The organism is Stenotrophomonas sp. (assembly GCF_032061965.1).
Taxonomy (GTDB): Bacteria; Pseudomonadota; Gammaproteobacteria; order Xanthomonadales; family Xanthomonadaceae; genus Stenotrophomonas.
Genome location: NZ_DAMBEF010000006.1, coordinates 49,489 through 73,058 on the forward strand (window position 1 = coordinate 49,489; position 23,570 = coordinate 73,058).

The window sequence follows — 23,570 nt, forward strand, 5'->3', positions numbered from 1 at the left end:
GGCAGCTCAGTTCCGCAGCGGCTTGCCGGTGGTCAGCATGTGCGCGATGCGGGCCTGGGTCTTTTCCTGCTGGGCCAGTTCAACGAAGTGCTTGCGCTCCAAGGTCAGCAGCCACTCTTCGTCGACCACGGTGTTGCGATCGACCTTGCCGCCGCACAGCACGGTGGCGATGCGCTCGGCGATCTCGTAGTCGTAGGGGCTGATGAAACGGCCTTCGAGCATGTTGACCAGCATCATCTTGAAGGTGGCGATGCCGACGTCACCTGCTACGCGGATGCGGCGTGCCGGCAGCGGCGGACGGTAGCCGCCTTCGGCCAGTGCGGTGACTTCGGCCTTGGCGATGTGCAGCAGCTCGAAGCTGTTGAACACGACCTTGTCGGTGCCGCGCATCAGGCCCAGTTCCTTGGCGTTGACTGCCGAGTTGGAGACCTTGGCCATGGCCACGGTTTCAAAGGTCTTCTTCAGCTCGGCGAACACGTCGCCGTCCGCACCGGCGGCCTGCGAGGCACGCACGGCGATTTCCTTCAGGCCACCACCGGCCGGCAGCAGGCCGACGCCAGCTTCCACCAGGCCGATGTAGCTTTCCAGCGCTGCAACCGACTTGGCCGCATGCATCTGGAATTCGCAACCGCCGCCCAGCGCCAGGCCGCGAACCGCGGTGACAACCGGCACGGTGGCGTACTTGATGCGCTGGCTGGTGCGCTGGAAATTGGCAACCATCGCCTCGAACTCGGCGAACTTGCCGGCCTTCAACGCGCCAAGCGCGCCGGACAGGTCGGCACCGGCGGAGAAGGGTTCCTTGTTCTGCCAGATCACCACGCCCTTGAACTGCTTCTCCGACAGGCCGATGGCGTGCTGGATGCCGTCCAATACCTGGTCGGAGACGGTGTTCATCTTGGTCTTGAAGCTGATGACGCCGATGCCGTCACCGTCGGTCCACAGACGGATGCCGTCGTTCTCGAACACGGTGTCGCCCTGCGCGAACTTCTCACCCAGCAGTGCATCCGGGAAGCGCTGGCGCTGGTAGACCGGCAGCGACGAGCGCGGCACCAGTGCGTTCTGCGTCGGGCTGTAGCTGCCTTCGGCGGCATGCACGCCATCACGGCCATCCAGTACCCAGGCCGGCAGCGGCGCATTGCTCATGCTCTTGCCAGCAGCGATGTCGTCGGCGATCCACTGCGCCACCTGCTTCCAGCCGGCGGCCTGCCAGGTCTCGAACGGGCCCAGCGACCAGCCGTAGCCCCAGCGGATGGCCAGGTCGACGTCGCGCGCGGTTTCGGCGATATCGGCCAGGTGATAGGCGCTGTAATGGAACAGGTCGCGGAAGGTCGCCCACAGGAACTGTGCGTGCGGGTGCTGGCTCTCGCGCAGCTTGGCGAACTTCTCGGCCGGGTTCTTGATCTTCAGGATCTCGACCACTTCCGGCGCGGCAACGCGGTCGGCCGGACGATAGTCCTGCTTCTCAAGGTCGATGACCATGATGTCCTTGCCGACCTTGCGGAAGATGCCGGCGCCGGTCTTCTGGCCCAGTGCCCCCTTGCTGATCAGCGCGCCCAGCCATGCCGGCGCGTTGAAGTACTTGTGCCACGGGTCGTCAGGCAGGGTGTCGCCCATGGTCTTGATGACGTGGGCCATGGTGTCCAGGCCTACCACGTCGGAGGTGCGGTAGGTCGCCGACTTCGGGCGCCCGACCAGCGGGCCGGTCAGGCCGTCCACTTCATCAAAGCCCAGGCCGAACTGCTGGGTGTGGTGGATGGTGGACAGGATCGAGAACACGCCGATGCGGTTGCCGATGAAGTTCGGGGTGTCCTTGGCGTAGACCACGCCCTTGCCCAGGTTGGTGGTCAGGAAGGTTTCCAGGCCTTCCAGCACCGCCTTGTCGGTGGTCTTGGCCGGGATCAGCTCGGCCAGGTGCATGTAGCGCGGCGGGTTGAAGAAATGCACGCCGCTGAAGCGGTGGCGCAGTTCTTCCGGCAGTACGTCGGCCAGCTTGTTGATGCCCAGGCCTGAGGTGTTGGACGCCAGTACCGCGTGTTCGTTCACGAACGGCGCGATCTTCTTGTACAGGTCCTGCTTCCAATCCATGCGTTCAGCGATGGCTTCGATGATCAGGTCGCAGTCGCGCAGCTGCTCCAGGCCGGAGTCGTAATTGGCCGGGGTGATGGCCTCGGCCAGCGCCTTGCTGGCCAGCGGTGCCGGGCTCAGCTTGCCCAGGTTGGCAATGGCCTTGAGCACGATGCCGTCGGCAGGACCTTCCTTGGCGGCCAGGTCGAACAACACCGTGTCGACGCCGGCATTGGTCAGGTGGGCGGCGATCTGCGCACCCATGACGCCTGCGCCAAGGACGGCGGCGCGGCGGACAAGCAGGGAATTGGACATATCGATAAACCTTTGGTCTGCGATGACGGTTGGATCAGGAAACAGCGGGGGAGGCCGGGTTGCGCACGCTGGCGCGGAAACCGGCTTCGGCGAAATGGATCAGTTCCTGCGCGGCCTTGCTGCGGTGCTCGGCCTCGCTGATGTTGGCTGGGCGCTTGATCAGCCCGAAATCGGCCATGGCGTAGGTCAGCGAACCGGCCAGGAAGTCCAGGCGCCAGTACAGCTCTTCCTTGCTCAGGCCCGGCACGCAGGCGCCGATGGCCTTGCCGAACTCGCGCAATACATGGCCGTAGTGGTCGGACAGGAACTTGCGCAGGTTGTCGTTCTTCTCGGCATAGGCGCGGGCGATGACGCGGACGAAGGCGCCGCCGCTCTGGCGGTCCTGGGCCAGGGCCAGGGCCGGCTCGACGAAGGCGGCCAATACCGCGCGCAAGTCGCCCGGATGAGCGCTGCGGGCCTGTTCCAACTGGCCCAGGCGGGCGGCGGTCATCTCGTCCATGCGGCGGCGGAACACTTCATTGACCAGGTTGTCCTTGGACCCGAAGTGGTAGTTGACCGCGGCGATGTTTACATCGGCGTGACTGGTTACCTGGCGCAGCGAGGTGCCGGCGAAACCGTACTGGGCGAACAGTTCCTCGGCCGCGCCGAGGATGCGGTCCTTGGTGGAGAAGCTGGCGGGTTTGCCCATGGCTGGCTCAATCAATCAAACGATTGTTTGGATCCTACGCCCGTCGACTTGTTCAGGTCATGCTGCGACGCAGCATCATTCATCTGCCGCTGTGCAAAGGCCGGGGTCACCCGGTAGAATTAGCCACCGCAATTCAGGCTAAGCCCGCGTCCGCACGCGGGTTTTTTTAATGTACCCTCGGGCCGACCGGCCCAATATCGGAGAATTCCCATGGCGCTGGAGCGCACTCTTTCCATCATCAAGCCCGACGCCGTTGCCAAGAACGTGATCGGCGAAATCTATGCCCGCTTCGAAAAGGCCGGCCTGAAGGTCGTGGCTGCCAAGTACAAGCAGCTCTCGCGCCGTGAAGCCGAAGGCTTCTACGCCGTGCACCGCGAGCGTCCGTTCTTCAACGCACTGGTCGAGTTCATGATCTCCGGCCCGGTGATGATCCAGGCCCTGGAAGGCGAGAACGCCGTCCTGGCCCACCGCGACCTGCTGGGCGCCACCAACCCGAAGGACGCTGCTCCGGGTACCATCCGCGCCGATTTCGCTGATTCGATCGACGCCAATGCCGCCCACGGTTCGGATTCGGTCGAGAACGCAGCCAACGAAGTGGCTTACTTCTTTGCTGCCACCGAAGTGGTTTCGCGTTAATTAGAGGTTGAAGTCGTGAACGAGGTCGTACAGACACCCGCCATCCAGCCGCTGCCGAAAACGGTCGCTACCGCTGGCAAGCAGAACCTGCTCGACCTTGATCGCGCGGGCCTGGAAAAGTTCTTCGTCGAAACCCTCGGCGAACAGAAGTTCCGTGCCCATCAGGTGATGAAGTGGATCCACCATCGCTACGTCACCGATTTCGACCAGATGACCGACCTCGGCAAGTCGCTGCGCGCCAAGCTGCAGCAGCATGCCGAGGTCGTCGTCCCGAATATCGTGTTCGACAAGCCCTCGGCCGATGGCACCCACAAGTGGTTGCTGGCGATGGGCGTGGATGGCAAGAACGCCATCGAAACTGTGTATATCCCCGACAAGACCCGCGGCACGCTGTGCGTGTCCTCGCAGGTTGGTTGTGCATTGAACTGCACGTTCTGCTCAACCGCGACCCAGGGTTTCAACCGCAACCTCAGCACCGCCGAAATCATCGGTCAGGTGTGGATCGCTGCGCGTCACCTGGGCAATGTGCCGCACCAGATGCGCCGTCTCACCAACGTGGTGATGATGGGCATGGGCGAGCCGTTGATGAATTTCGACAACGTCATCCGCGCGATGAGCATCATGCGCGATGACCTTGGTTATGGTCTGGCCAACAAGCGCGTGACCTTGTCCACCTCGGGCCTGGTGCCGCAGATCGATCGCCTGTCGGTCGAGAGCGATGTGTCGTTGGCGGTGTCGCTGCATGCGCCCAATGATGAGCTGCGCGAAACGCTGGTGCCGCTCAACAAGAAATATCCGATTGCCGAGTTGATGGCTTCCTGTGCACGCTACCTGCGTGGCAACAAGAAGCGCGACTCTGTGACCTTTGAATACACCTTGATGAAGGGCATCAACGACCAGCCTGAGCACGCCCGGCAGCTGGCGCGCCTGATGCGCCAGTTCGACAACGCAGTGCAGGCCAAGGACTCGGGCAAGGTCAACCTGATCCCGTTCAATCCGTTCCCGGGTACCCGCTATGAGCGCTCGGACGAAGAACAGATCCGTGCCTTCCAGAAGATCCTGCTCGACTCGCAGGTGCTGACCATGGTGCGCCGCACCCGTGGCGACGACATCGATGCCGCCTGCGGCCAGCTCAAGGGGCAGGTGATGGATCGCACCCGTCGCCAGGCCGAGTTCAACAAAACCCTTCAATCACTGGATGCCGGGGATGCGCTGGTCTAAGTACCTGCTGCTGTTGTTCGTTGTTGCGCCCTTGCTTGCCGGCTGCGGGCGTGAATCCCGTATCGGCGGGATCAAGGGTGAGAAAAAGGTAGGGCCAGACTACAGCGTGCGCGACGACCGGCAGGCGCGCGAGCGTATGCAGTACCGCGAATTCCTGCGTTTGGCTGGGGACCGCGTCAGCAAGGGTGATCTTGACGGGGCGATGAAGTTTGCGCGTTCGGCGGAAAAGCTGGACGCCCGTTCACCGGACGCATTCACCATGCAGGCGGTCATCCAGGGGGCTGGTGGCCAGTCCGAGGCGGCGGGTGTGCTGTATCGCAAGGCCGCCGACCTGGCGCCCCAGCGCGCTGACGTACTGGGAAATTGTGGTGCCTGGTTATGTGCCAATGGCCATCCGGCGGAATCCCTGGTGTGGTTCGACCGGGCCCTGGCTGATCCGTCCAGCAATGCCCGCGCCGCATCCCTTGCCAATGCGGGTGGGTGCGCGCTGGACGCTGGTCAGAACGAGCGCGCCGAGGCCAACCTGCGCGAGGCGCTCGAGCTGGCCCCGAACAATGCCTATGCGCTCGAATCCATGGCCCGCAACGAGGTGCTCCATGGGCGCTATTTCGAGGCCCGGGCCTTCTACCAGCGACGTCTGGCGGCTGCGCCGGCCACAGTTTCCGTGTTACAACTTGCCATTCAGATTGAAGAGCGACTCGGCGACAGGACGGCGGCCGGTCGATTCCAACAGCGGTTGCGCGAGGAGTTTCCCTCGGGCGCAACCTTGAATCCCCAAGGCTGACGCATTGTGATCAATGATCCGGGTGTAAATGCTCTAGATGGTGCGGTGGGATGCGGCGACCAGCTGCGCAAGGCTCGTGAGGCCGCCGGTTTGTCGCTTGAACAGGTTGCTGGACAGTTGCGGATGCCTGTACAGGTAGTTGCGGCGCTGGAAGCTGAGCAATGGGACCGCCTGGGTGCCCCGGTATTCGTGCGCGGGCAGTTGCGCAGTTATGCGCGCCTGCTGAAGGTCGATCTGGGGGGGCTGCTGGCGCAAGCGCGGATTGCCCCCGTCGAACCGCCGACCCTCGTCAGTCACACCCATACCCCGCGGGTCCGGCGCGTGGCTGAAAGCCTCGGGCGTCGCGCGGTTTACGTGGTCATTACCGCCGTGCTGGCAGTGCCGGTGTGGTACGTGATCAGTGGCAATTCCAACAGCCAGCCGCCGAGTACGGCGTCCCTGGATGAGGTGCCGGCCGCGCCCGCCAGTGCGGATCTGGCTGCCTCTGCGCCGAGCGCAGCTGCGCCGCAGGTGCGTCAGGCGCCGGCTGACAATGGCCCTTATATCGCCTCGATGGCGCCGGTGTCCCGGCCTGCGGTCGCGGCAGTCGCTTCGGCATTGGTCCTGGAGTTCAAGGGCGACAGCTGGGTGAACATCCTCGCTCCTGATGGGGCGACGGTAGAAAAGGCGCTGGTGCGCGCAGGCGAAACCCGTAGCTTCAATGCCGGTCAGGTAGGCAGCATGGTGCTGGGCAATGCTGCTGAAGTGGAGGTTAAACAGGCCTCCGGGGCGGTCGATCTGACCCCGTACAAGCGCGGCAATGTGGCCCGCTTTACGGTATCCTCTGACGGTTCCGTGGCGCCGGTTTCACACTGAAGCAAGGCGTTGATCAATACAACAAGGCTCCCCGCAGGGCGGAGCGAGAGTACGCATGGCGATTGACGACCTGCTCGACGAGCACGAACAAGGCGAACGTGTCCGCACGTGGCTGCGCAAGAATGGCGCCGGTATTTTCGGCGGAATAGTCCTCGGTATTGGTGCTATTGCCGGTTGGCAGTGGTGGCAAAAAGAGCAGGTTGGCAAGCTGGCCGAGGCGAATGCCCGCTACGAGGCGGTGTCCCGCAGCCTGCAATCGGCCAAGCTCGACGAGGCCGCCAAAGAGGTTGCCGCCCTCGAAGGGGGCAAGGCTGGTATCTATGCGGACCTGGCCTCGCTGGAGTTGGCCAAGGCGCAGGTCGAGGCTGGCAAGAACGAAGATGCCATCAAGACCCTGCAGGCACTGAAGACCGAAGGCGAATTCAAGGCCCTGATCGACCAGCGCATCGCGCGCCTGTTGATCGAAACCGGCAAGCCCCAGGAAGCGTTGAATCTGCTGGGAACGGTTGACGACAGCGCCGGCCTGGAAGTGCGTGGTGACGCCTTGCTGGCGCTGGCCAAGCGCGACCAGGCGCGTGACCTGTACAGCCAGTCGCTGGCCAAGCTGGACGTTGCCGCGCCGCAGCGTCGCCTGCTGGAAACCAAGTTGATGGATGCCGGCGGCACGGTGGCCGATCCCGCAGCGGAGAACAATTGATGAAGCTCAAGCAAGTAGCAGGCGTTGTGCTGGTGGCAATGGCGCTGACCGGTTGTTCGACCGTCAAGGGCTGGTTTGCCGGCAAGGACGCCGAAGCCAAGAAGGCCCTGGAGCCGGCTGAGCTGGTCAAGTTTGAGCCGACCGTAAGCGTGAACAAGGTCTGGTCGGCCAATGTCGGCAAGGGCGAAGGCCGTGTCGGCGTTCGTCAGGGCCCGGCGGTCGCTGATGGCCGTGTCTATGCCGCGGCACTGGAAGGTGGCGTGCATGCGCTGGACCTGCAGACCGGCAAGGAAGTCTGGGAATACACCCCTGCCAAGGAAAAGAAGAAGCCCAAGCTGCGTCTTTCCGGTGGTCCTGGTGTGGGCGATGGCCTGGTGGTGATCGGTACGCTCGATGGCCAGGTGATTGCACTGGATGCCAGCAATGGTGCCGAGAAGTGGAAGGCCAAGGTGCCGGGCGAAGTAATTGCTGCGCCCGCCGTGGCACAGGGCCTGGTGTTCGTGCGCAGCAACGATGGCCGTACCACGGCCTTGGATGCAGCCAGCGGCGAACAACGTTGGTTCAATACCCAGGAACTGCCTTCGTTGACCGTGCGCGGCAATGCGCCGGTGGCAACTGGCCCGGGCGTGCTGTTCATCGGCAACGATGACGGCACCCTGAGCGCGCTGGCCATGCAGGATGGTCGTCCGCTGTGGGAGCAGATGGTGGGTACGGCAGAAGGCCGTACCGAGCTGGAGCGCATGTCCGATATCGACGGCGCGCCGGTACTGGAAGGCAATACGCTGTATGTGAGCAGCTTCAAGAACCAGACCATGGCCATTGAAGGCCCGACTGGTCGCCCGATGTGGTCGCGCGATCACGGCGGCGCCGGCGGCGTGGCAGTGTCTTCCGGCAATGTGGTTGTTACCGATGGCAAGGGTGCGGTGTACGGCCTGGACAAGGCATCGGGTTCGGCAATGTGGTCGCAGCAGGCGTTGGCGCGCCGCTCGTTGACCGGCGCTGCCATCCAGGGCGACTACGCCGTGGTTGGCGATTACAAGGGATATCTGCACTGGTTGCGGTTGAGCGATGGCGAGCTGGCTGCACGCGAAAAGAGTGGCGGTGACGCCATCCTGGCGCAGCCCATCGTCGCTGAAGGCATCCTGCTGGTGCAGAACGTTGATGGAAAGCTGACCGCATTCCGGTTGGCCCAATAAGGAGTTATAGCGATGCTGCCTTTGGTCGCCCTGGTTGGACGGCCGAACGTCGGCAAGTCCACGATTTTCAATGCGCTGACACGTACGCGCGATGCGCTGGTCCATGACCAGCCCGGGGTTACCCGCGATCGCAACTACGGTGTTTGCCGCACGGACGAGGACAATCCCTTCCTGCTTGTGGATACCGGCGGCATTGCCGGTGAAGAGGAAGGGCTGGCTGGCGCTACCGCGCGCCAAGCCCGAGCCGCCGCCGGTGAGGCGGATCTGATCGTATTTGTTGTTGACGCGCGTGATGGCACGTCGGCCCTGGATGACGAGATCCTGTCTTGGCTGCGCAAGCTTGCGCGGCCGACGTTGCTGTTGATCAACAAGATCGACGGCACGGATGAACATTCGGTTCGTTCCGAATTTGCACGTTATGGTTTCAGCGAGATGCTGATGATCTCTGCCGCACACCGGCAGGGTATTGATGATCTGGTCGAGGAAATCGTCGGACGCCTGCCGGAAGAAGGCACGGCCGAGACCTTGGACAACGATCCTGATCGTATCCGTATCGCCTTCGTTGGCCGCCCGAACGTGGGCAAGTCGACTTTGGTGAACCGTATCCTCGGCGAGGAGCGGATGATCGCCTCCGAAGTGCCGGGCACCACGCGCGACTCGATCGCGGTGGACCTGGAGCGCGACGGGCAGCTGTATCGCTTGATTGACACCGCCGGCCTGCGCCGCAAGTCGCGCGTGGATGAAGTGGTCGAAAAGTTCAGCGTGGTCAAGACGCTGCGCTCGATCGAGCAGTGCCAGGTGGCTGTGCTGATGCTGGACGCCCATGAGGGCGTGACCGATCAGGACGCCAGCGTGCTGGGCGCGGTGCTGGATGCCGGCCGCGCCCTGGTCATCGCGATCAACAAGTGGGACGGCTTGAGCGAGTACGACAAGCAGCAGGCGGAAACCCTGTTGTCGCTGAAACTCGGTTTCGTGCCGTGGGCAGAGAACGTCCGCATTTCCGCGCTGCATGGCTCGGGCCTGCGTGAGTTGTTCAAGGCCGTTCACCGGGCGCATGCCTCGGCCACGCACGAATTCAGCACGGCCGAGGTCAACAAGGCGCTGGAAATTGCCTATGAGGCCAATCCGCCGCCGAGCATCCGCGGGCATGTGTCCAAGTTGCGCTATGTGCACCCGGGCGGCAGCAATCCGCCGACCTTCATCGTGCATGGCACGCGCTTGAAGGAACTGCCGGATTCGTACAAGCGCTACCTGGAAAACTTCTTCCGCAAACGCTTCAAGCTGGTGGGTACGCCGGTGACTTTCCTGTTCCGTGAAGGTGCCAACCCCTACGAGGGCAAGAAGAACGTATTGACTGATCGCCAGGTCAAGGCCAAGCGGCGCTTGATGAAGCACGTCAAGGGCAGGAAGTGATTCTGGCGCTGGATTGGATTCCAGTGGACTGATGCATGCGAACAGAAGCGGCCGAAAGGCCGCTTTTGTTTTTTTGGGCGTTTGAATGCAGGGCAGGGTGCTGGGCCTCGGATTCAGGGCTTTGCGGTTTGGAGTGGAGGGGCGCGGCGTGCCTGCGATCGGCACAACAATGATTTCGTCATTCCCGCGAAGGCGGGAATCGCTCTGGCTCTTTCTGGGATCTCGTCCGGCTCAACGCAGGGGGGGCTTCGGATCCAGGGTTTTGCGGTTTGACGTGGCACGGCGTGCCCCTGATCGGCGCAACAATGATTTCGTCATTCCCGCGCAGGCGGGAATCGCTCTGGCTTTTGCTCTTGCTGGGAAGTCGTGGCTGATGCATGAAAAGGGAGTTCCAACTGAAGCCAGGGTGAGAGCCAGAGCGAAGGCCAAGGCCAGAGCGATTCCCGCCTGCGCGGGAATGACGAGCTCAGATCAAAAGGTCCCAGGCCAAAATCCCCAATCCCCAATCCCCAATCCCCAATCCCATCGCGCCGTCCGTGCGCATTTAGCCGATAATCCCGCCATGAGCATCCGTGAAGTAACCCCGGAACAGGCGCGCGTACGTCAGGCCACTGGCAGCGTGTTGATCGATGTGCGTGAGGCGCATGAACGCGCCGGTGGCATGGCCGAAGGTGCGCTCGGCGTCGCCAAGGCCGATCTGCTTGCCAATGCCGCGCAGCACCTGTCGTCCCCTGATCAGGAAGCCCTGCTCATCTGTCAGACCGGCAAACGCTCGGCAGATGCGGCGCTATCGCTCCAGCAAGCCGGGTACAGCAATATTTACTCGGTAAGCGGAGGCACCGCCGCCTGGCGTGTCTCTGGCTTGCCGTTGGTGCAGCCGTTGCTGGATGCCGACGATCGTGATTTCTACGACCGTTACTCGCGGCATCTGTTGTTGCCGCAAGTGGGCGAGGCGGGACAGCGGCGTTTGCAGCAGGCGCGGGTGTTGGTGCTTGGTGCTGGTGGACTGGGTTCACCGGCTGCGTTCTACCTGGCAGCGGCTGGGGTAGGGCACTTGCGTATTGCCGATGACGATCGCGTCGAGCGCAGTAATCTGCAGCGACAGATCATCCATACCGAAGCAGCCCTGGGTACAGCCAAGGTGGCGTCGGCCCGACAGCGGATGTTGGCGCTCAATCCGCATATCCAGGTCGAGGCGATTGCCGAACGGGTCACTTCGGACAACGTCGATGTGCTGGTGCAGGACGTCGACGTGGTACTGGATGGCTCGGACAATTTTCCGCTGCGGTATCTGCTCAATGATGCCTGTATCAAGCATGCCAAGCCGCTGGTATATGCGGCGATCGAGCGCTTTGATGGGCAGGTAAGTGTGTTCGATGCGGGCCGGCAGCGTGGTGTTGCCCCTTGCTACCGCTGCCTGTTCCCCGAGCCACCGCCACCTGAATTCGCGCCCAACTGCGCCGAAGCCGGTGTGCTGGGCGTCCTGCCTGGCCTGGCCGGGGTGATGCAGGCCACCGAGGTGCTCAAGCTGCTGCTGGATATCGGTGAGCCACTGGTGGGGCGTCTGTTGCGCTTTGATGCATTGCAGATGCGCTTCCGCGAAACCCGGATATCCGCCGATCCTGCCTGTCCCTTGTGTGCGCCGGGGCTGCCTTTCCCGGGATACATCGATTACGCAGCGTTCTGCGCGCACTCGCCTTGAGTTGAAGCCGCGCCACGGTGACCAGGTCTGCACGCATTTTGCTTTATCGTGCGCGTAGACGATCACACGGTGGTGCGGCATGGCGGCGGAGTCCTCGACGGAACTGGTGAAGGTGGTGGCGCTGCTTGGCGCGGCCGTGGTGGTTGTGCCCTTGTTTCGGCGCCTGGGGCTGGGTTCGGTACTGGGATACTTCGTCGCTGGCCTGGCCATCGGGCCGTTCGGATTTGGCTGGTTCTCCGATCCGCAGGCCATCCTGCATGTGGCCGAACTGGGCGTGGTCATGTTCCTGTTCGTGATCGGCCTGGAAATGCGTCCATCGCACCTTTGGAGCCTGCGTGGCGAGATCTTTGGCCTGGGTACGGCGCAGATCGTGACCTGTGCGGTGGTGCTGACCGGCGTCGCGGTGTTGTTCGGGTATCGCCCGCAGATCGCCTTCATTGCCGCGGCGGGTTTTGTGCTGACGTCGACCGCGGTGGTCATGCAGTTGCTGGGTGAACGCGGCGACCTGACGCTGCCGTCCGGGCAGAAGATCGTGTCGATCCTGTTGTTCGAGGATCTGCTGATCGTGCCGCTGCTGGCCGTGGTCGCGTGGATGGCGCCAGCGCAAGTTGGTACGCAGGAAGGATCGCGCTGGGTAAGCATCGCCATCGGTGCTGGCGTCATCGTCGGCCTGGTGCTGGTGGGGCGCTATCTGCTCAATCCCCTGTTCCGCATTCTTGCTGCCGCCAAGGCGCGCGAGGTGATGACTGCCGCCGCGCTGCTGGTGGTGCTGGGCGCCGCGCTGTTGATGCAGCTGGGCGGCTTGTCGATGGCGATGGGCGCCTTCCTGGCCGGGGTGCTGTTGTCGGAGTCCACCTTCCGCCACCAGATCGAAGCGGACATCGAGCCTTTCCGCGGCATCCTGCTGGGCTTGTTTTTCCTCAGCGTTGGCATGGCGTTGGATCTGTCGGTGGTGGCATCCAACTGGAAGCTGATTGCCCTGCTGGTGCCGGCCATGATGTTGGCCAAGGCGCTGTGCATCTACGGCGTTGCGCGGGTGATGGGCAGCGACCATCGGCAGGCGCTGGACCGCGGCGTACTGATGGCGCAGGGCGGTGAGTTCGCGTTCGTATTGTTTGCCGCTGCAGCCTCGGCCGGCGTGATCGATGCCAGCATCAACGCCAACCTTACCGCGGTGGTGGTGTTGTCGATGGCGCTCACGCCGTTGTGCATGCTGGTATACCGCCTGCTGGTGAAAGACGGGCAGGTGGCCATCGAGGATGTGGATGCGGCCGACGGGTTGAACGGCAGCGTGCTGGTGATTGGTTTCGGCCGTTTCGGCCAGGTATCGAGCCAGTCGCTGCTGGCGCGCGACGTGGACGTGACCATCATCGACAACGATATCGAGATGATCCGCAGTGCCGGCCGGTTCGGTTTCAAGATCTATTACGGCGATGGCACCCGGCTGGACGTGCTGCGTGCTTCCGGCGCCGAGACCGCCCGTGCCATTGCCGTATGCGTGGATGACCGCGTTGCAGCTGATCGCATCGTGGAACTGGTACGTCATCAGTTTCCGCAAGCCAAGCTGTTGGTCCGCTCATACGATCGCGAGCATTCGCTGGCGCTGATCCATGCCGGGGTCGATTTCCAGATACGCGAAACCTTTGAATCCGCCGTTGAGTTTGGCCGGGCTGCACTGGTGCAGTTGGGGGCGGATGAGGATGAGGCCGACGTGGTGGCGCGCGAGATCCGCCGCCGTGATGCCGAGCGCTTCGAGCTGGAGATGGCCGGTGGCGGGTTGCAGGCCGGCACCGGCCTGCTCTATGGCAACACCCCGGGGGCGCCCAAGCCGACACCGTTCACGCCGCCGCGGCGTGAGGCCAAGACGCTCAATCCCGACGCCGTCGCCGGCGCAGAGCAGGGTGGAGGGGATACGGGAGAGCCATGACGGGGTGTGGCCTTGGCCGGAATCAGGGACAATACCCACCCCCGTATTCACCGCCGCCGCCCAATGACTGTCCTCGCCGACACCCCCCCGCAGACCTCCCGTATCCTCGACGGCCGCCGCATCGCCGAAGAACTGCTCGATGACTTGAAGGTGCGGGTCGATGCGCGGCTGGCGGCCGGTGGTACGCGGCCGGGGCTGGCGGTCGTGCTGGTTGGCGGCGACCCGGCGTCGGCGGTCTATGTGCGCAACAAGCGTCGCGCTGCGGAAAAGGTGGGCATCGAAGCCTTCGACTACGACCTGCCGGCGGGTACCAGCGAGGCGGAGCTGCTGGATCTGATCGACCAGCTCAACGCTGACCCGAAGATCCACGGCATCCTGATCCAGCTGCCGCTGCCGGGCATCCCTGATGCCAACCGGCTGATCCAGCGGATCGACCCGCGCAAGGATGTGGACGGTTTCCATCCGCAGAACGTCGGCCACCTGGTGCTGCGTGAGTTCGGCCTGCGCCCCTGCACCCCGCGCGGCATCACCACGCTGTTGGGGCACACCGACCAGCCGGTGCGAGGGCGCAACGCCACCATCGTTGGCGTCAGCAACCATGTCGGTCGGCCGATGGGGCTGGAGCTGTTGATTGCGGGTTGTACGGTTACCAGTTGCCACAAATTCACGCCCAAGGACGTGCTTGAGCAGGCAGTGCGCAATGCCGACATCCTGGTTGTTGCGGTGGGTATCCCCCAACTTATCCCGGGTGAGTGGGTGAAGCCGGGTGCGGTCGTCATCGATGTGGGCATCAACCGTCTGGATGATGGCCGCCTGGTGGGCGACGTGGGCTTTGAGGCTGCGGCCCGTCGCGCAAGCTGGATCACCCCGGTCCCGGGCGGCGTTGGCCCGATGACCGTGGCCACGTTGATGCAGAACACGATCGAAGCGGCCGAGGCCAGCGTCGAAGGTCTGACGCGCTGAAGCGCGTCGTGCCGAGCCATGCTCGGCAGGGGCTTTCCCGGTAATGCCCCAATGTAGTGCCGAGCCATGCTCGGCAGGGGCTTCCCCGGTACAGCATCAATGTAGTGCCGAGCCATGCTCGGCAGGGGCTTTCCCGGTAATGCCCCAGCCGAGCATGGCTCGGCTCTACAGGTGAAGCTATCCCCCCAGCCGAGCATGGCTCGGCACGACGTGGCGGCCCTCTATCCCTGAACACCCCCTCGCCAGCGCGACACTGCGTCGCAGCTGCCCCCTGCCATCGGCGGCCAAACAAGGGTAAAATGTCGCGCTTCCCCACATATACCGGGCACGCCGATGCTGCGCATCCAGGCTGAAGCACTAACGTACGACGACGTTTCCCTCGTCCCCGCTCATTCCATCGTCCTGCCCAAGGACGTCGACCTCGGCACGCGGTTGACCCGCGACCTGCGGTTGAAGCTGCCGATCGTCTCGGCTGCCATGGACACCGTCACCGAAGCCCGTCTTGCCATCGCGATGGCGCAGATCGGCGGCATCGGCATTCTGCACAAGAACCTGACGGTCGAGCAGCAGGCGGCTGAAGTGGCCAAGGTCAAGAAGTTCGAGTCCGGCGTGATCCGCGACCCGATCACTGTTGGCCCGGAAACCACCATCCGCGACGTGCTGGCACTGACCCGCGCGCACAACATCTCCGGTGTGCCGGTGGTGGGTACCGACGGCCTGCTGGCCGGCATCGTCACCCATCGCGACATGCGCTTTGAAACCGAACTGGACGATCCGGTCCGCCACATCATGACCAAGAAGGATCGCCTGGTCACGGTGAAGGAAGGCGCTGCCTCGGACGAAGTGCTGCAGTTGCTGCACAAGAACCGCATTGAAAAGGTGCTGGTGGTCAACGACGCGTTCGAACTGCGCGGCCTGATCACGGTCAAGGACATCCAGAAGAAGAGCGACAACCCCAACGCAGCCAAGGACGCCGCAACGCGTCTGTTGGTGGGCGCTGCGGTGGGCGTGGGTGGCGACACCGACCGCCGCGTCGAGGCACTGGTTGCCGCCGGCGTGGACGTGCTGGTGGTGGACACCGCGCACGGTCATTCGCAGGGCGTGCTGGACCGCGTGCGCTGGGTCAAGAGCAACTTCCCGAATGTGCAGGTCGTCGGCGGCAATATCTGCACCGGCGAAGCGGCACTGGCGTTGCTTGATTGCGGTGCCGATGCGGTCAAGGTCGGTATCGGCCCGGGCTCGATCTGCACCACCCGCGTGGTCGCCGGTGTCGGCGTGCCGCAGATCACCGCGATCGACCTGGTGGCCGAAGCGCTGCAGGATCGCATCCCGCTGATCGCTGACGGTGGCATTCGTTATTCCGGTGACATCGGCAAGGCGCTTGCCGCTGGTGCATCGACGGTGATGATCGGTGGTCTGCTGGCCGGTACCGAGGAATCACCGGGCGAAACCGAACTGTTCCAGGGCCGCTCCTACAAAAGCTACCGTGGCATGGGTTCGCTGGCGGCGATGGAGAAGGGGTCCAAGGACCGCTACTTCCAGGATGCTGCAACTGCCGACAAGCTGGTGCCCGAAGGCATCGAAGGCCGCGTGCCGTATCGCGGACCGGTCGGTGGCATCATCCACCAGCTGATCGGTGGCCTGCGCGCGACCATGGGCTATGTCGGTTGCGCCACCATCGAAGAAATGCGCACCAAGCCGAACTTCGTCAAGATCAGCGGCGCCGGCCAACGTGAGAGCCACGTCCACGACGTGCAGATCACAAAAGAGCCGCCGAACTACCGCGCTTGAAGCAGGAGCGAGTGAAGAGGAACGAGGAACCAGTGTCCCGTTCCTCTTTCTCTATATGTTCCCGCGCTTGCACTCACTAGTTCCTAGTTCCCAACTTCCAGTTCCTGGCCCCATGACCAACATCCATAACGACAAGATCCTCATCCTCGATTTCGGCGCGCAGTACACGCAGCTGATCGCGCGTCGCATCCGCGAGTTCGGCGTGTATTGCGAAATCTGGGCCTGGGACCATGATCCTGCCGAGATCGCTGCCTTTGGTGCCAAGGGCATCATCCTGTCCGGCGGCCCGGAAACCACCACGCTGCCCGGCGCACCGGCTGCGCCGCAGGAAGTGTTCGACAGCGGCCTGCCGCTGCTGGGCATCTGCTACGGCCTGCAGACCATGGCCAAGCAGCTTGGCGGCGGTACCGAAGCCGCTGACCAGCGTGAGTTCGGTCATGCCGAAGTGAAGCTGCAGGGCAATGACGCGCTGCTGGGTGGCCTGTCTGACCACAATGGCGAACCGCGCCTGGATGTGTGGATGAGCCATGGCGACCACGTCACCCACGTGCCGCCGGGCTTCGCCATCACGGCGGTGACCGATCGCATTCCGGTGGCCGCGATGGCCAACGAGGAAAAGCGTTGGTACGGCGTGCAGTTCCATCCGGAAGTGACCCACACCAAGCAGGGCTCGGCGCTGCTCAAGCGTTTCGTCACCGATATCTGCGGCTGCGCCACCTTGTGGACCGCTGCCAACATCATCGACGACCAGATCGCCCGCGTGCGCGAGCAGGTTGGCAGCGATGAGGTGATCCTTGGCCTGTCCGGCGGCGTCGATTCCTCGGTGGTTGCCGCACTGCTGCACAAGGCCATCGGTACCCAGCTGACCTGTGTGTTCGTTGATACCGGCCTGCTGCGCTTCCAGGAAGGCGACCAGGTCATGCAGATGATGGCCGAGAACATGGGCGTCAAGGTCGTGCGCGTGAACGCGGCCGACCGTTATTTCAAGGCACTGGAAGGTGTCAGCGATCCGGAAGCCAAGCGCAAGATCATCGGCAACCTGTTCGTGGAGATATTCGACGAAGAGTCGAACAAGCTCAGCAATGCCAAGTGGCTGGCGCAGGGTACGATCTATCCGGACGTGATCGAGTCGGCCGGCAGCAAGACCGGCAAGGCACACGTCATCAAGAGCCACCACAACGTCGGCGGCCTGCCGGAAGACATGAAGCTCAAGCTGGTCGAGCCGCTGCGCGAACTGTTCAAGGACGAAGTGCGTCGCCTTGGCGTCGAGCTTGGTCTGCCGCGTGCGATGGTCTACCGCCATCCGTTCCCGGGCCCGGGCCTGGGCGTGCGTATCCTCGGTGAAGTGAAGCGTGAGTACGCCGAGCTGCTGGGCAAGGCCGATGCGATCTTCATCGAAGAACTGCGTGCCGCTGACCTGTACGACAAGACCAGCCAGGCGTTCGCGGTATTCCTGCCGGTCAAGTCGGTGGGCGTGGTAGGCGATGCGCGTGCTTACGAATGGGTGATCGCATTGCGTGCAGTGGAAACCATCGACTTCATGACCGCGCATTGGGCGCACCTGCCGTACGATTTCCTCGGCCGCGTGTCCAACCGCATCATCAATGAACTGCGCGGCGTCTCGCGCGTGGTCTACGACATCTCCGGCAAGCCGCCGGCGACGATCGAGTGGGAATGATGCCGCTGCGGCGGTGTGATCCCGTCCGGCGCTGAAGGAAACAAGCCCACGTTCTACGTGGGCTTTTTGTTTGCTGATAGCCCTGCTTGGCGACTGCAACCGTAGCTGATGCAAACGCACCGCGTTCGGGAGCCCGATAGCCGATCAGGGGGGGGCGCTGCGCTTACCCGGGCTGCCCGGATGTGGACAACACATTGCCCGGTTTGCGAGTGGCTGCGCTTGGTTGAACGGTGGCAACCCCAATCGGGGGGCTGTTCACATTGAGGAGGCCCTTCGCAGCGGTATGCAGTTTGCGGTGCCAATTCAGCAATTACCGATTCGTGGCTCTCAGCTGCCGCTTCGTCCCCGGGGCGAACCTCGAGGCACAGACAGAACGAGGCTCGTCGACGCCGTCTTGGTTGCTCTTACGATCAACCGCTGCCAGACGGTAGCGGGCAGGCGACCATCGGTAGTGAAATTTCACTTGGGCGCGGCAGGGCCTCGGGCATCATGTCAGCACCCGCTGGAGTGGCGGAGGCAGTTGCCGGGGGAGAACGTGGTGCAAAGGCAGGACACGGGGCGGACGGGAGCGCAGACGGAGCGTCTGGCGGACCTGTATGTGCAGCTCCAGGCAGTGCTGGATGCACTGCCACAGATGGCAGCGATGGTTCACGACGGCGTGCCCGTGCAGGCCAATACGTTGTGGCGGCATTTTTTTGGTGGCGATGCGATGCTGGGTAGCTCGCGTGATTGGCTGGCCCGCGTGCATGGCGACGACAGGTGCGTGGCCTTGGCGGCCTGGACCGCGTTTCTGGCCAATGGACACGTCCCGGCCTTTGAATGTCGCCTGCAGGACGATCTGGGTGCCGACCACTGGGTTGAGGTGCGCCTGGGCAGTCCCGGTACCGATGTGCCGTTGCGCGTGGTGACGATGACCGACGTCAGCGCACGTCGGCGGCTGCGGCAGTCGCTGGAGCAAAGCATCCACGTACAGGACCGCATGCTTGATGCGAGTGTGGACTGCATCAAGATGATCAATCTCGACGGCTCGCTGCGGCATATGAACCGGTCCGGCTGTGTCGCGTTGGGCGTGCCGGTGGACGAGCGTGACTTCGGTATGCAGTGGCTTGAACTGTTGCCACCGGAGACCCGTGCCAAGGGGCGGCGTGCCTTGGCCCAGGCGGTGAATGGTGAAGCTGCCCGTTTTGCGGGCAAGAGCGTCATCGAAGGCCAGCCTGCACAGTATTGGGACAACATCCTCACGCCGATGATCAATGCCGACCAGGAGGTCACTGGCATCCTGTGCGTGTCGCGCGATGTCACCCGCCAACAGGAGGCCGAGCAGCGCCTGCGCATCGCCTGCGAGGTGGACGAGCTGACGGGGCTGCCGAATCGGCGGTCCTTCAACCGTCGCCTGCGCAATACGCTGCAGAAGCATCGCGAGCGCGAGAGCCTGCTGGGCCTGATGATCATCGACCTGGACCACTTCAAGCACGTCAATGACACGCTGGGGCATCCGGCGGGGGATCACCTGCTGCGTGTCCTGGCCAAGCGGGTTTCGGCGTTGATGCCGGAAGGGACGCTGGTGACGCGGCTGGGCGGTGACGAGTTTGCGATCCTGTTGGAAGACATGCCCAACGAAGAAGCATTGGCACGGGAAGCCGAACGCATCAGCCAACTTGCCGATTGCACGGTGAGCTATGCCGGGCAGGTGATCAATACCGGGATGAGCATTGGCTGCGCGCAGTTCCCGCGTGATGCGCGCGACCCGGCGGGCCTGCTGAAGGCGGCCGACACCGCACTGAACGATCTGAAAGCCAATGGCCGTGGCGGCGTGCGCCAATACAGTCGTCGGTTGATGGCAATTGCCGAACTGGCGGCCAGCCAGCGCCTGATGGCGCGGCAGCTGGTCCGTGATGGGGGCGTGGTACCGCATTACCAGCCCAAGGTGAATCTGCACGATGGCAGCGTGGTCGGCTACGAGGCCTTGCTGCGCTGGCAACGCGGTCATGATGGGCCGGTGGGCGAGGATTGCCACCTGGACGAAGCGTTCCGCGACTACGAACTGGCCTCGCGTCTTGCCGAGCTGATGCACATGCAGGTGCTGGCCGACATCTCCGCCTGGCAACGGCAGGGGTTGCAGGTATTGCCGGTGGCGATCAACGCCGCGCCCGTGGAATTCCTGCGTGACGACTTTGCCGAGAACCTGATCGACAAGCTGCATCGTTTCGATGTCGATCCGGCGCTGGTGGAGCTGGAAATCACCGAGCAGGTGCTGACCGACCGTGGCTCGGCGTTCGTGGCGCGAGCGCTGGGGTTGTTGAAGGCCGCCGGCGTACGTATCGCGCTGGATGATTTCGGTACCGGGCATTCGTCGCTGGCCCATCTGCGTGACTTCCCGATCGATGTGCTCAAGATCGACCGCAGCTTTGTCGCACGCATGGTGGGTGAGCCGTCGATCCGCGCCATCGTCGAGGCGGTCGGGAAGCTGGGGCCCAGCCTGCAACTGGAGCTGGTCGCCGAGGGCGTGGAAAATCCCTGTCAGCGCGAGATCCTGCTGGATGCAGGCTATCGGGTTGGGCAAGGGTTCCTGTATGACCGCGCTGTTGGCGCCGCGCAGGTGGCTGCACGATTGCAGCCCCAACGGCGTGTGCATTTGGCTTAGTCGGCTTGGCCGTGCTGCTCGGCCACCAATGCCAACCACGCCTGGGCGGCGGCGGACAAGAAGCCGCCGCGGCGCCAGGCCAGGGCCATCTTCCAGTCCAGTTCCGGTTCGTCCAAGGGCACCAGCGCCACATCCGGGCGCTGCCTTGCCTGGGCAATCATCCGTGGCAGCATCGCCACGCCCAACCCCGCCGCGACCAGGGCGACGATGAAATCCGGTTGGGCGCTGCGGCTGACCTCTCGCGGGGTGAAGCCGCGTGCCATGCAGGCCTGGATGATGCGACGGTTGAGCATGAAGCCTTTTTCGAACAACACGAACGGAACCTCGGCCAGATCCTGGAGGTGCAGGCTGCGCCGCTTGGCCAGCGGATGAGCGCTGGGCAGTAGCGCGACCAGCGGTTCGGTACGTACCGGTTGCCAGTCCAGGTCGTCGGCCACTGGCAGCAGGCTGGCTGCCAGCTCGATTTCGCCGGCGCGCAGGCTTTCCTCCAGCGCCTCGCTGCCACGTTCAAGTACGCGCAGTTCGATCTGCGGATAACGTTGACGGAACTGGGCGAACACGGGGGCGAACAGGACATCGCTGCCCAGCGAGGCCAAGCCCAGATGCAGTTCACCGCGCTGCAGCCCGCGCAATTCCTGCAGTTCTCGCAGCATGTCCTCGCGCTCGCCGAGCAGGGCTAGGGCCCGCCGGTAGACGATCTGGCCGGCCGGGGTCATCCGCACGCCATGGCGCGAGCGCTCCAGCAGTACTTCGCCCAGCTCATCCTCCAATTGCCGTATCGCCTTGCTCAGTGTGGGCTGGGTAGCGAATACCGCCTCGGCGGCGGCGGAAAAGCCATCGTGGCGGACCACTTCGACCAACATGCGGAGTTGTCGGATATCCATTCTTAATTGGAATCCATTGGATGAATTGAATTCATTTTAATTATGGATGGTGCCGGCGTACATAGGAGGGCATGGAAATGCTTTTGCTCTCATTGCGTCGCGGCCGGCTGGGCCTGAAACGCTGGATGCGTCGCAGTACCTGGCTGCAGATTGGCGCGCTGGTTGGCGTCTGGCTGCTGGCCGAGTGGCTGATGCGGCGCCTTGGGCTGCCGGTGCCGGGCGGCATCGTTGGGTTGTTCGTGCTGCTGCTCGCGTTTGCCCTGCATTGGTTGTCGCCACGCTCGTTCGCACAGGGCGCGCAATGGTTGCTGGCCGAGATGCTGCTGTTCTTCGTGCCGGCGGCGATGATCCTGCTCGACAACCGGCAGATGTTCGGTTGGTTGGGTATCAAGCTGCTGCTGGTGGTAGTGGGCGGCACCGTACTGGTGATGGCCGCCACCGCACTGACCGTGGAGTGGTTGTTCCGCCGGAGTCAGCGCCATGAACATTGAAGCCATCATCACCCATCCGGCCCAGCTGCTATGGCCGCTGTTCTGGGCAGGTGTCACCGTCGCCGCCTACGTGCTGGCCAAGGGCCTGTACCGCCGCGTTCGCCAAGGCTGGGCGTCGCCGTTGATTACCGCGCCGCTGGCATTGTTGGCACTGGCCTTGCTGCTGCATGCCAACTACCACGACTACCTGCGGGGCACGCACTGGCTGATGGCCATGCTGGGCCCGGCCACGGTCGCCTTTGCGGTGCCGATCTACCAACAGCGGGCGCTGATCGCGCGGCATTGGAAGGTGCTCGGCGCAGGTGTCCTGGTTGGCAGCGCTACGGCCATCATCGCGGCGTGGTTGATGGCCAGCGCGCTACACCTGTCGCCCGAGTTGCGGTTGAGCTTGGCACCGCGCTCGGTGACGACACCCTTTGCGATGGATGTATCCGGGCGCATTGGCGGCATCCCCGAACTGACCGCCGTGTTCGTGATCATCACCGGCATCTGCGGCTCCTTGTGCGGGCAGCTTTTGCTCAAGTTATTGCCGGTGCGCAGTGCGATGGCCCGTGGTGCGCTGTTCGGCATGGGCGCACACGGTATGGGCGTGGCCAAGGCGCGCGAGCTGGGCGAAAGCGAAGGGGCAATCGCGGGGCTGGTGATGGTAATGGCCGGCTTGGTCAACGTTGCCGCCGCGCCCGTGCTAGCCGCGTTGCTGTAACCGTTTGGCTTACTCGCCGGGCTTGGCGGCAGCGACCGGTGCGTGCGTGGCTGCGCGGCGGGTCAGCACGGCTTCGCGATGGGCGATGTAGGCGTTGGAGGCCAGGATGATCAGGGCGCCGATCACCGTCCAACGGTCCAGGGTCTCGCCGAACAATAGCCAACCCATCACTACCACCAGCGGCAGCTGCGTGAAGCTGATCGGCGTAAGCGCCGAGACTTCGCCCAGCTTCAAGGCCCGCGTCCACAGCAGCTGTCCAATCGTGCCCATCACGCCGGTAGCCGCCAGCCATAGCCAGGCAATGCCGGTAGGCCAGACCCAGACGAACAGGGCCGGGATCAACGACAGCGGCACCCAGAACACATAGGTGTAGAACACCACGGTGTCCGGCCCATCGACGCGGGTGAGCTGCTTGATCTGGATGGCGACCAGTGCGCTGAGCACGGCGGCGAGCACCGCGATCAGGCTGCCGGCTTCAAAGCCATGCGAACCGGGGCGCACGATCACCAATACGCCTATGAAGCCGGCGATGACAGCGGCCCAGCGGCGGATACGTACTTTCTCGCCAAGCCACAACACCGCGGCAATGGTGACGAAGAGTGGCGTTGAATAGGACAGCGAAACCGCCTGCGATAGCGGCAAGTGGCCCACCGCCCAGAAGCCGCACAGCATCGAGGCCAGGCCGATCGCGCTGCGCAGGAAATAACGTGGCAACTGCTGGGTTCGCAATGGCGCATGGCCGGGACGGATCAGCATGGGCAACAGCGCCAGCAGGCCGAAGCTGTTGCGGAAGAACGCCACTTCCTGGGTCGGCACGTAGCGGGTGGCCAGGCGGATCGCCACGGCCATGAGGCCGAATGCCATGGCGCTGCCAAACATCAGCAGGGCAGCCCGCATGGCAACCGAACGTACCGGGGC

The 23,570-nt window shown here is 63.7% G+C and carries 19 protein-coding genes; 15 read left to right on the forward strand and 4 right to left on the reverse strand.

Annotated features, from left to right (window positions below):
- Window positions 1-6: 6 nt before the first annotated feature.
- Window positions 7-2,379 carry a 3-hydroxyacyl-CoA dehydrogenase/enoyl-CoA hydratase family protein gene (locus RT460_RS04695; protein WP_313317468.1) on the reverse strand — a complete coding sequence of 791 codons (2,373 nt, stop codon included), beginning with the start codon at window positions 2,377-2,379 and terminating at the stop codon, window positions 7-9.
- Window positions 2,380-2,413: 34 nt separating this feature from the next.
- Window positions 2,414-3,067, reverse strand: a complete 654-nt coding sequence (locus RT460_RS04700; RefSeq protein WP_313317469.1) for a TetR family transcriptional regulator — start codon at window positions 3,065-3,067, stop codon at window positions 2,414-2,416.
- Between the two features lie 210 nt (window positions 3,068-3,277).
- Here RT460_RS04700 and ndk point away from each other — a divergent pair, with 210 nt between their 5' ends.
- The 13 genes from ndk to RT460_RS04765 all read left to right on the forward strand — a co-directional run bounded on the left by ndk (window position 3,278) and on the right by RT460_RS04765 (window position 20,574).
- Complete coding sequence (gene ndk, locus RT460_RS04705; RefSeq protein ID WP_057628193.1) at window positions 3,278-3,703, forward strand: nucleoside-diphosphate kinase; 426 nt, start codon at window positions 3,278-3,280, stop codon at window positions 3,701-3,703.
- A 15-nt stretch (window positions 3,704-3,718) separates the two neighbouring features.
- Window positions 3,719-4,924, forward strand: a complete 1,206-nt coding sequence (gene rlmN, locus RT460_RS04710) for a 23S rRNA (adenine(2503)-C(2))-methyltransferase RlmN (protein WP_313317470.1) — start codon at window positions 3,719-3,721, stop codon at window positions 4,922-4,924.
- Window positions 4,911-5,708: a type IV pilus biogenesis/stability protein PilW gene (locus RT460_RS04715; protein ID WP_313317572.1), complete on the forward strand. Its 798-nt coding sequence runs from the start codon at window positions 4,911-4,913 to the stop codon at window positions 5,706-5,708. Before rlmN ends, RT460_RS04715 begins: the two co-directional genes overlap by 14 nt.
- A 6-nt stretch (window positions 5,709-5,714) precedes the next feature.
- Window positions 5,715-6,563 carry a RodZ domain-containing protein gene (locus tag RT460_RS04720; RefSeq protein WP_313317472.1) on the forward strand — a complete coding sequence of 283 codons (849 nt, stop codon included), beginning with the start codon at window positions 5,715-5,717 and terminating at the stop codon, window positions 6,561-6,563.
- 55 nt (window positions 6,564-6,618) lie between these two features.
- The gene (locus tag RT460_RS04725) at window positions 6,619-7,260 is read left to right on the forward strand and encodes a tetratricopeptide repeat protein (protein WP_313317474.1); all 642 of its coding nucleotides are present in this window, start codon (window positions 6,619-6,621) and stop codon (window positions 7,258-7,260) included.
- Window positions 7,260-8,456: an outer membrane protein assembly factor BamB gene (bamB, locus tag RT460_RS04730; RefSeq protein WP_313317476.1), complete on the forward strand. Its 1,197-nt coding sequence runs from the start codon at window positions 7,260-7,262 to the stop codon at window positions 8,454-8,456. The genes RT460_RS04725 and bamB overlap by 1 nt, the downstream gene beginning before the upstream one ends.
- Window positions 8,457-8,468: 12 nt before the next feature.
- Entirely contained in the window at window positions 8,469-9,869 is a 1,401-nt protein-coding gene (der, locus tag RT460_RS04735; RefSeq protein ID WP_313317478.1) for a ribosome biogenesis GTPase Der, read from the forward strand.
- Window positions 9,870-10,431: 562 nt separating this feature from the next.
- Window positions 10,432-11,571, forward strand: a complete 1,140-nt coding sequence (gene moeB, locus RT460_RS04740; RefSeq protein WP_313317479.1) for a molybdopterin-synthase adenylyltransferase MoeB — start codon at window positions 10,432-10,434, stop codon at window positions 11,569-11,571.
- Window positions 11,572-11,650: 79 nt separating this feature from the next.
- Window positions 11,651-13,498 carry a monovalent cation:proton antiporter-2 (CPA2) family protein gene (locus RT460_RS04745; protein WP_313317480.1) on the forward strand — a complete coding sequence of 616 codons (1,848 nt, stop codon included), beginning with the start codon at window positions 11,651-11,653 and terminating at the stop codon, window positions 13,496-13,498.
- A gap of 63 nt (window positions 13,499-13,561) precedes the next feature.
- Window positions 13,562-14,461: a bifunctional methylenetetrahydrofolate dehydrogenase/methenyltetrahydrofolate cyclohydrolase FolD gene (folD, locus tag RT460_RS04750; protein WP_313317481.1), complete on the forward strand. Its 900-nt coding sequence runs from the start codon at window positions 13,562-13,564 to the stop codon at window positions 14,459-14,461.
- A gap of 333 nt (window positions 14,462-14,794) precedes the next feature.
- Complete coding sequence (guaB, locus tag RT460_RS04755; protein WP_313317482.1) at window positions 14,795-16,252, forward strand: IMP dehydrogenase; 1,458 nt, start codon at window positions 14,795-14,797, stop codon at window positions 16,250-16,252.
- 112 nt (window positions 16,253-16,364) lie between these two features.
- Window positions 16,365-17,930, forward strand: a complete 1,566-nt coding sequence (gene guaA, locus RT460_RS04760) for a glutamine-hydrolyzing GMP synthase (RefSeq protein ID WP_313317483.1) — start codon at window positions 16,365-16,367, stop codon at window positions 17,928-17,930.
- Between the two features lie 598 nt (window positions 17,931-18,528).
- Window positions 18,529-20,574 carry an EAL domain-containing protein gene (locus RT460_RS04765; RefSeq protein ID WP_313317484.1) on the forward strand — a complete coding sequence of 682 codons (2,046 nt, stop codon included), beginning with the start codon at window positions 18,529-18,531 and terminating at the stop codon, window positions 20,572-20,574.
- Here RT460_RS04765 and RT460_RS04770 read toward each other — a convergent pair.
- On the reverse strand, window positions 20,571-21,458 hold the full coding sequence (locus tag RT460_RS04770) for a LysR family transcriptional regulator (protein WP_313317485.1): 888 nt from the start codon (window positions 21,456-21,458) through the stop codon (window positions 20,571-20,573). The genes RT460_RS04765 and RT460_RS04770 overlap by 4 nt on opposite strands.
- A 77-nt stretch (window positions 21,459-21,535) precedes the next feature.
- Between RT460_RS04770 and RT460_RS04775 the strand changes: the two genes are divergently transcribed.
- Both RT460_RS04775 and RT460_RS04780 read left to right on the forward strand, forming a co-directional pair.
- On the forward strand, window positions 21,536-21,949 hold the full coding sequence (locus tag RT460_RS04775) for a CidA/LrgA family protein (RefSeq protein ID WP_313317487.1): 414 nt from the start codon (window positions 21,536-21,538) through the stop codon (window positions 21,947-21,949).
- Complete coding sequence (locus RT460_RS04780) at window positions 21,939-22,652, forward strand: LrgB family protein (RefSeq protein ID WP_313317488.1); 714 nt, start codon at window positions 21,939-21,941, stop codon at window positions 22,650-22,652. The genes RT460_RS04775 and RT460_RS04780 overlap by 11 nt, the downstream gene beginning before the upstream one ends.
- 9 nt (window positions 22,653-22,661) lie before the next feature.
- On the opposite strand, the gene RT460_RS04785 is transcribed toward RT460_RS04780, so the two are convergent.
- Entirely contained in the window at window positions 22,662-23,549 is an 888-nt protein-coding gene (locus RT460_RS04785; RefSeq protein ID WP_313317573.1) for a DMT family transporter, read from the reverse strand.
- Between the last annotated feature and the right edge of the window lie 21 nt (window positions 23,550-23,570).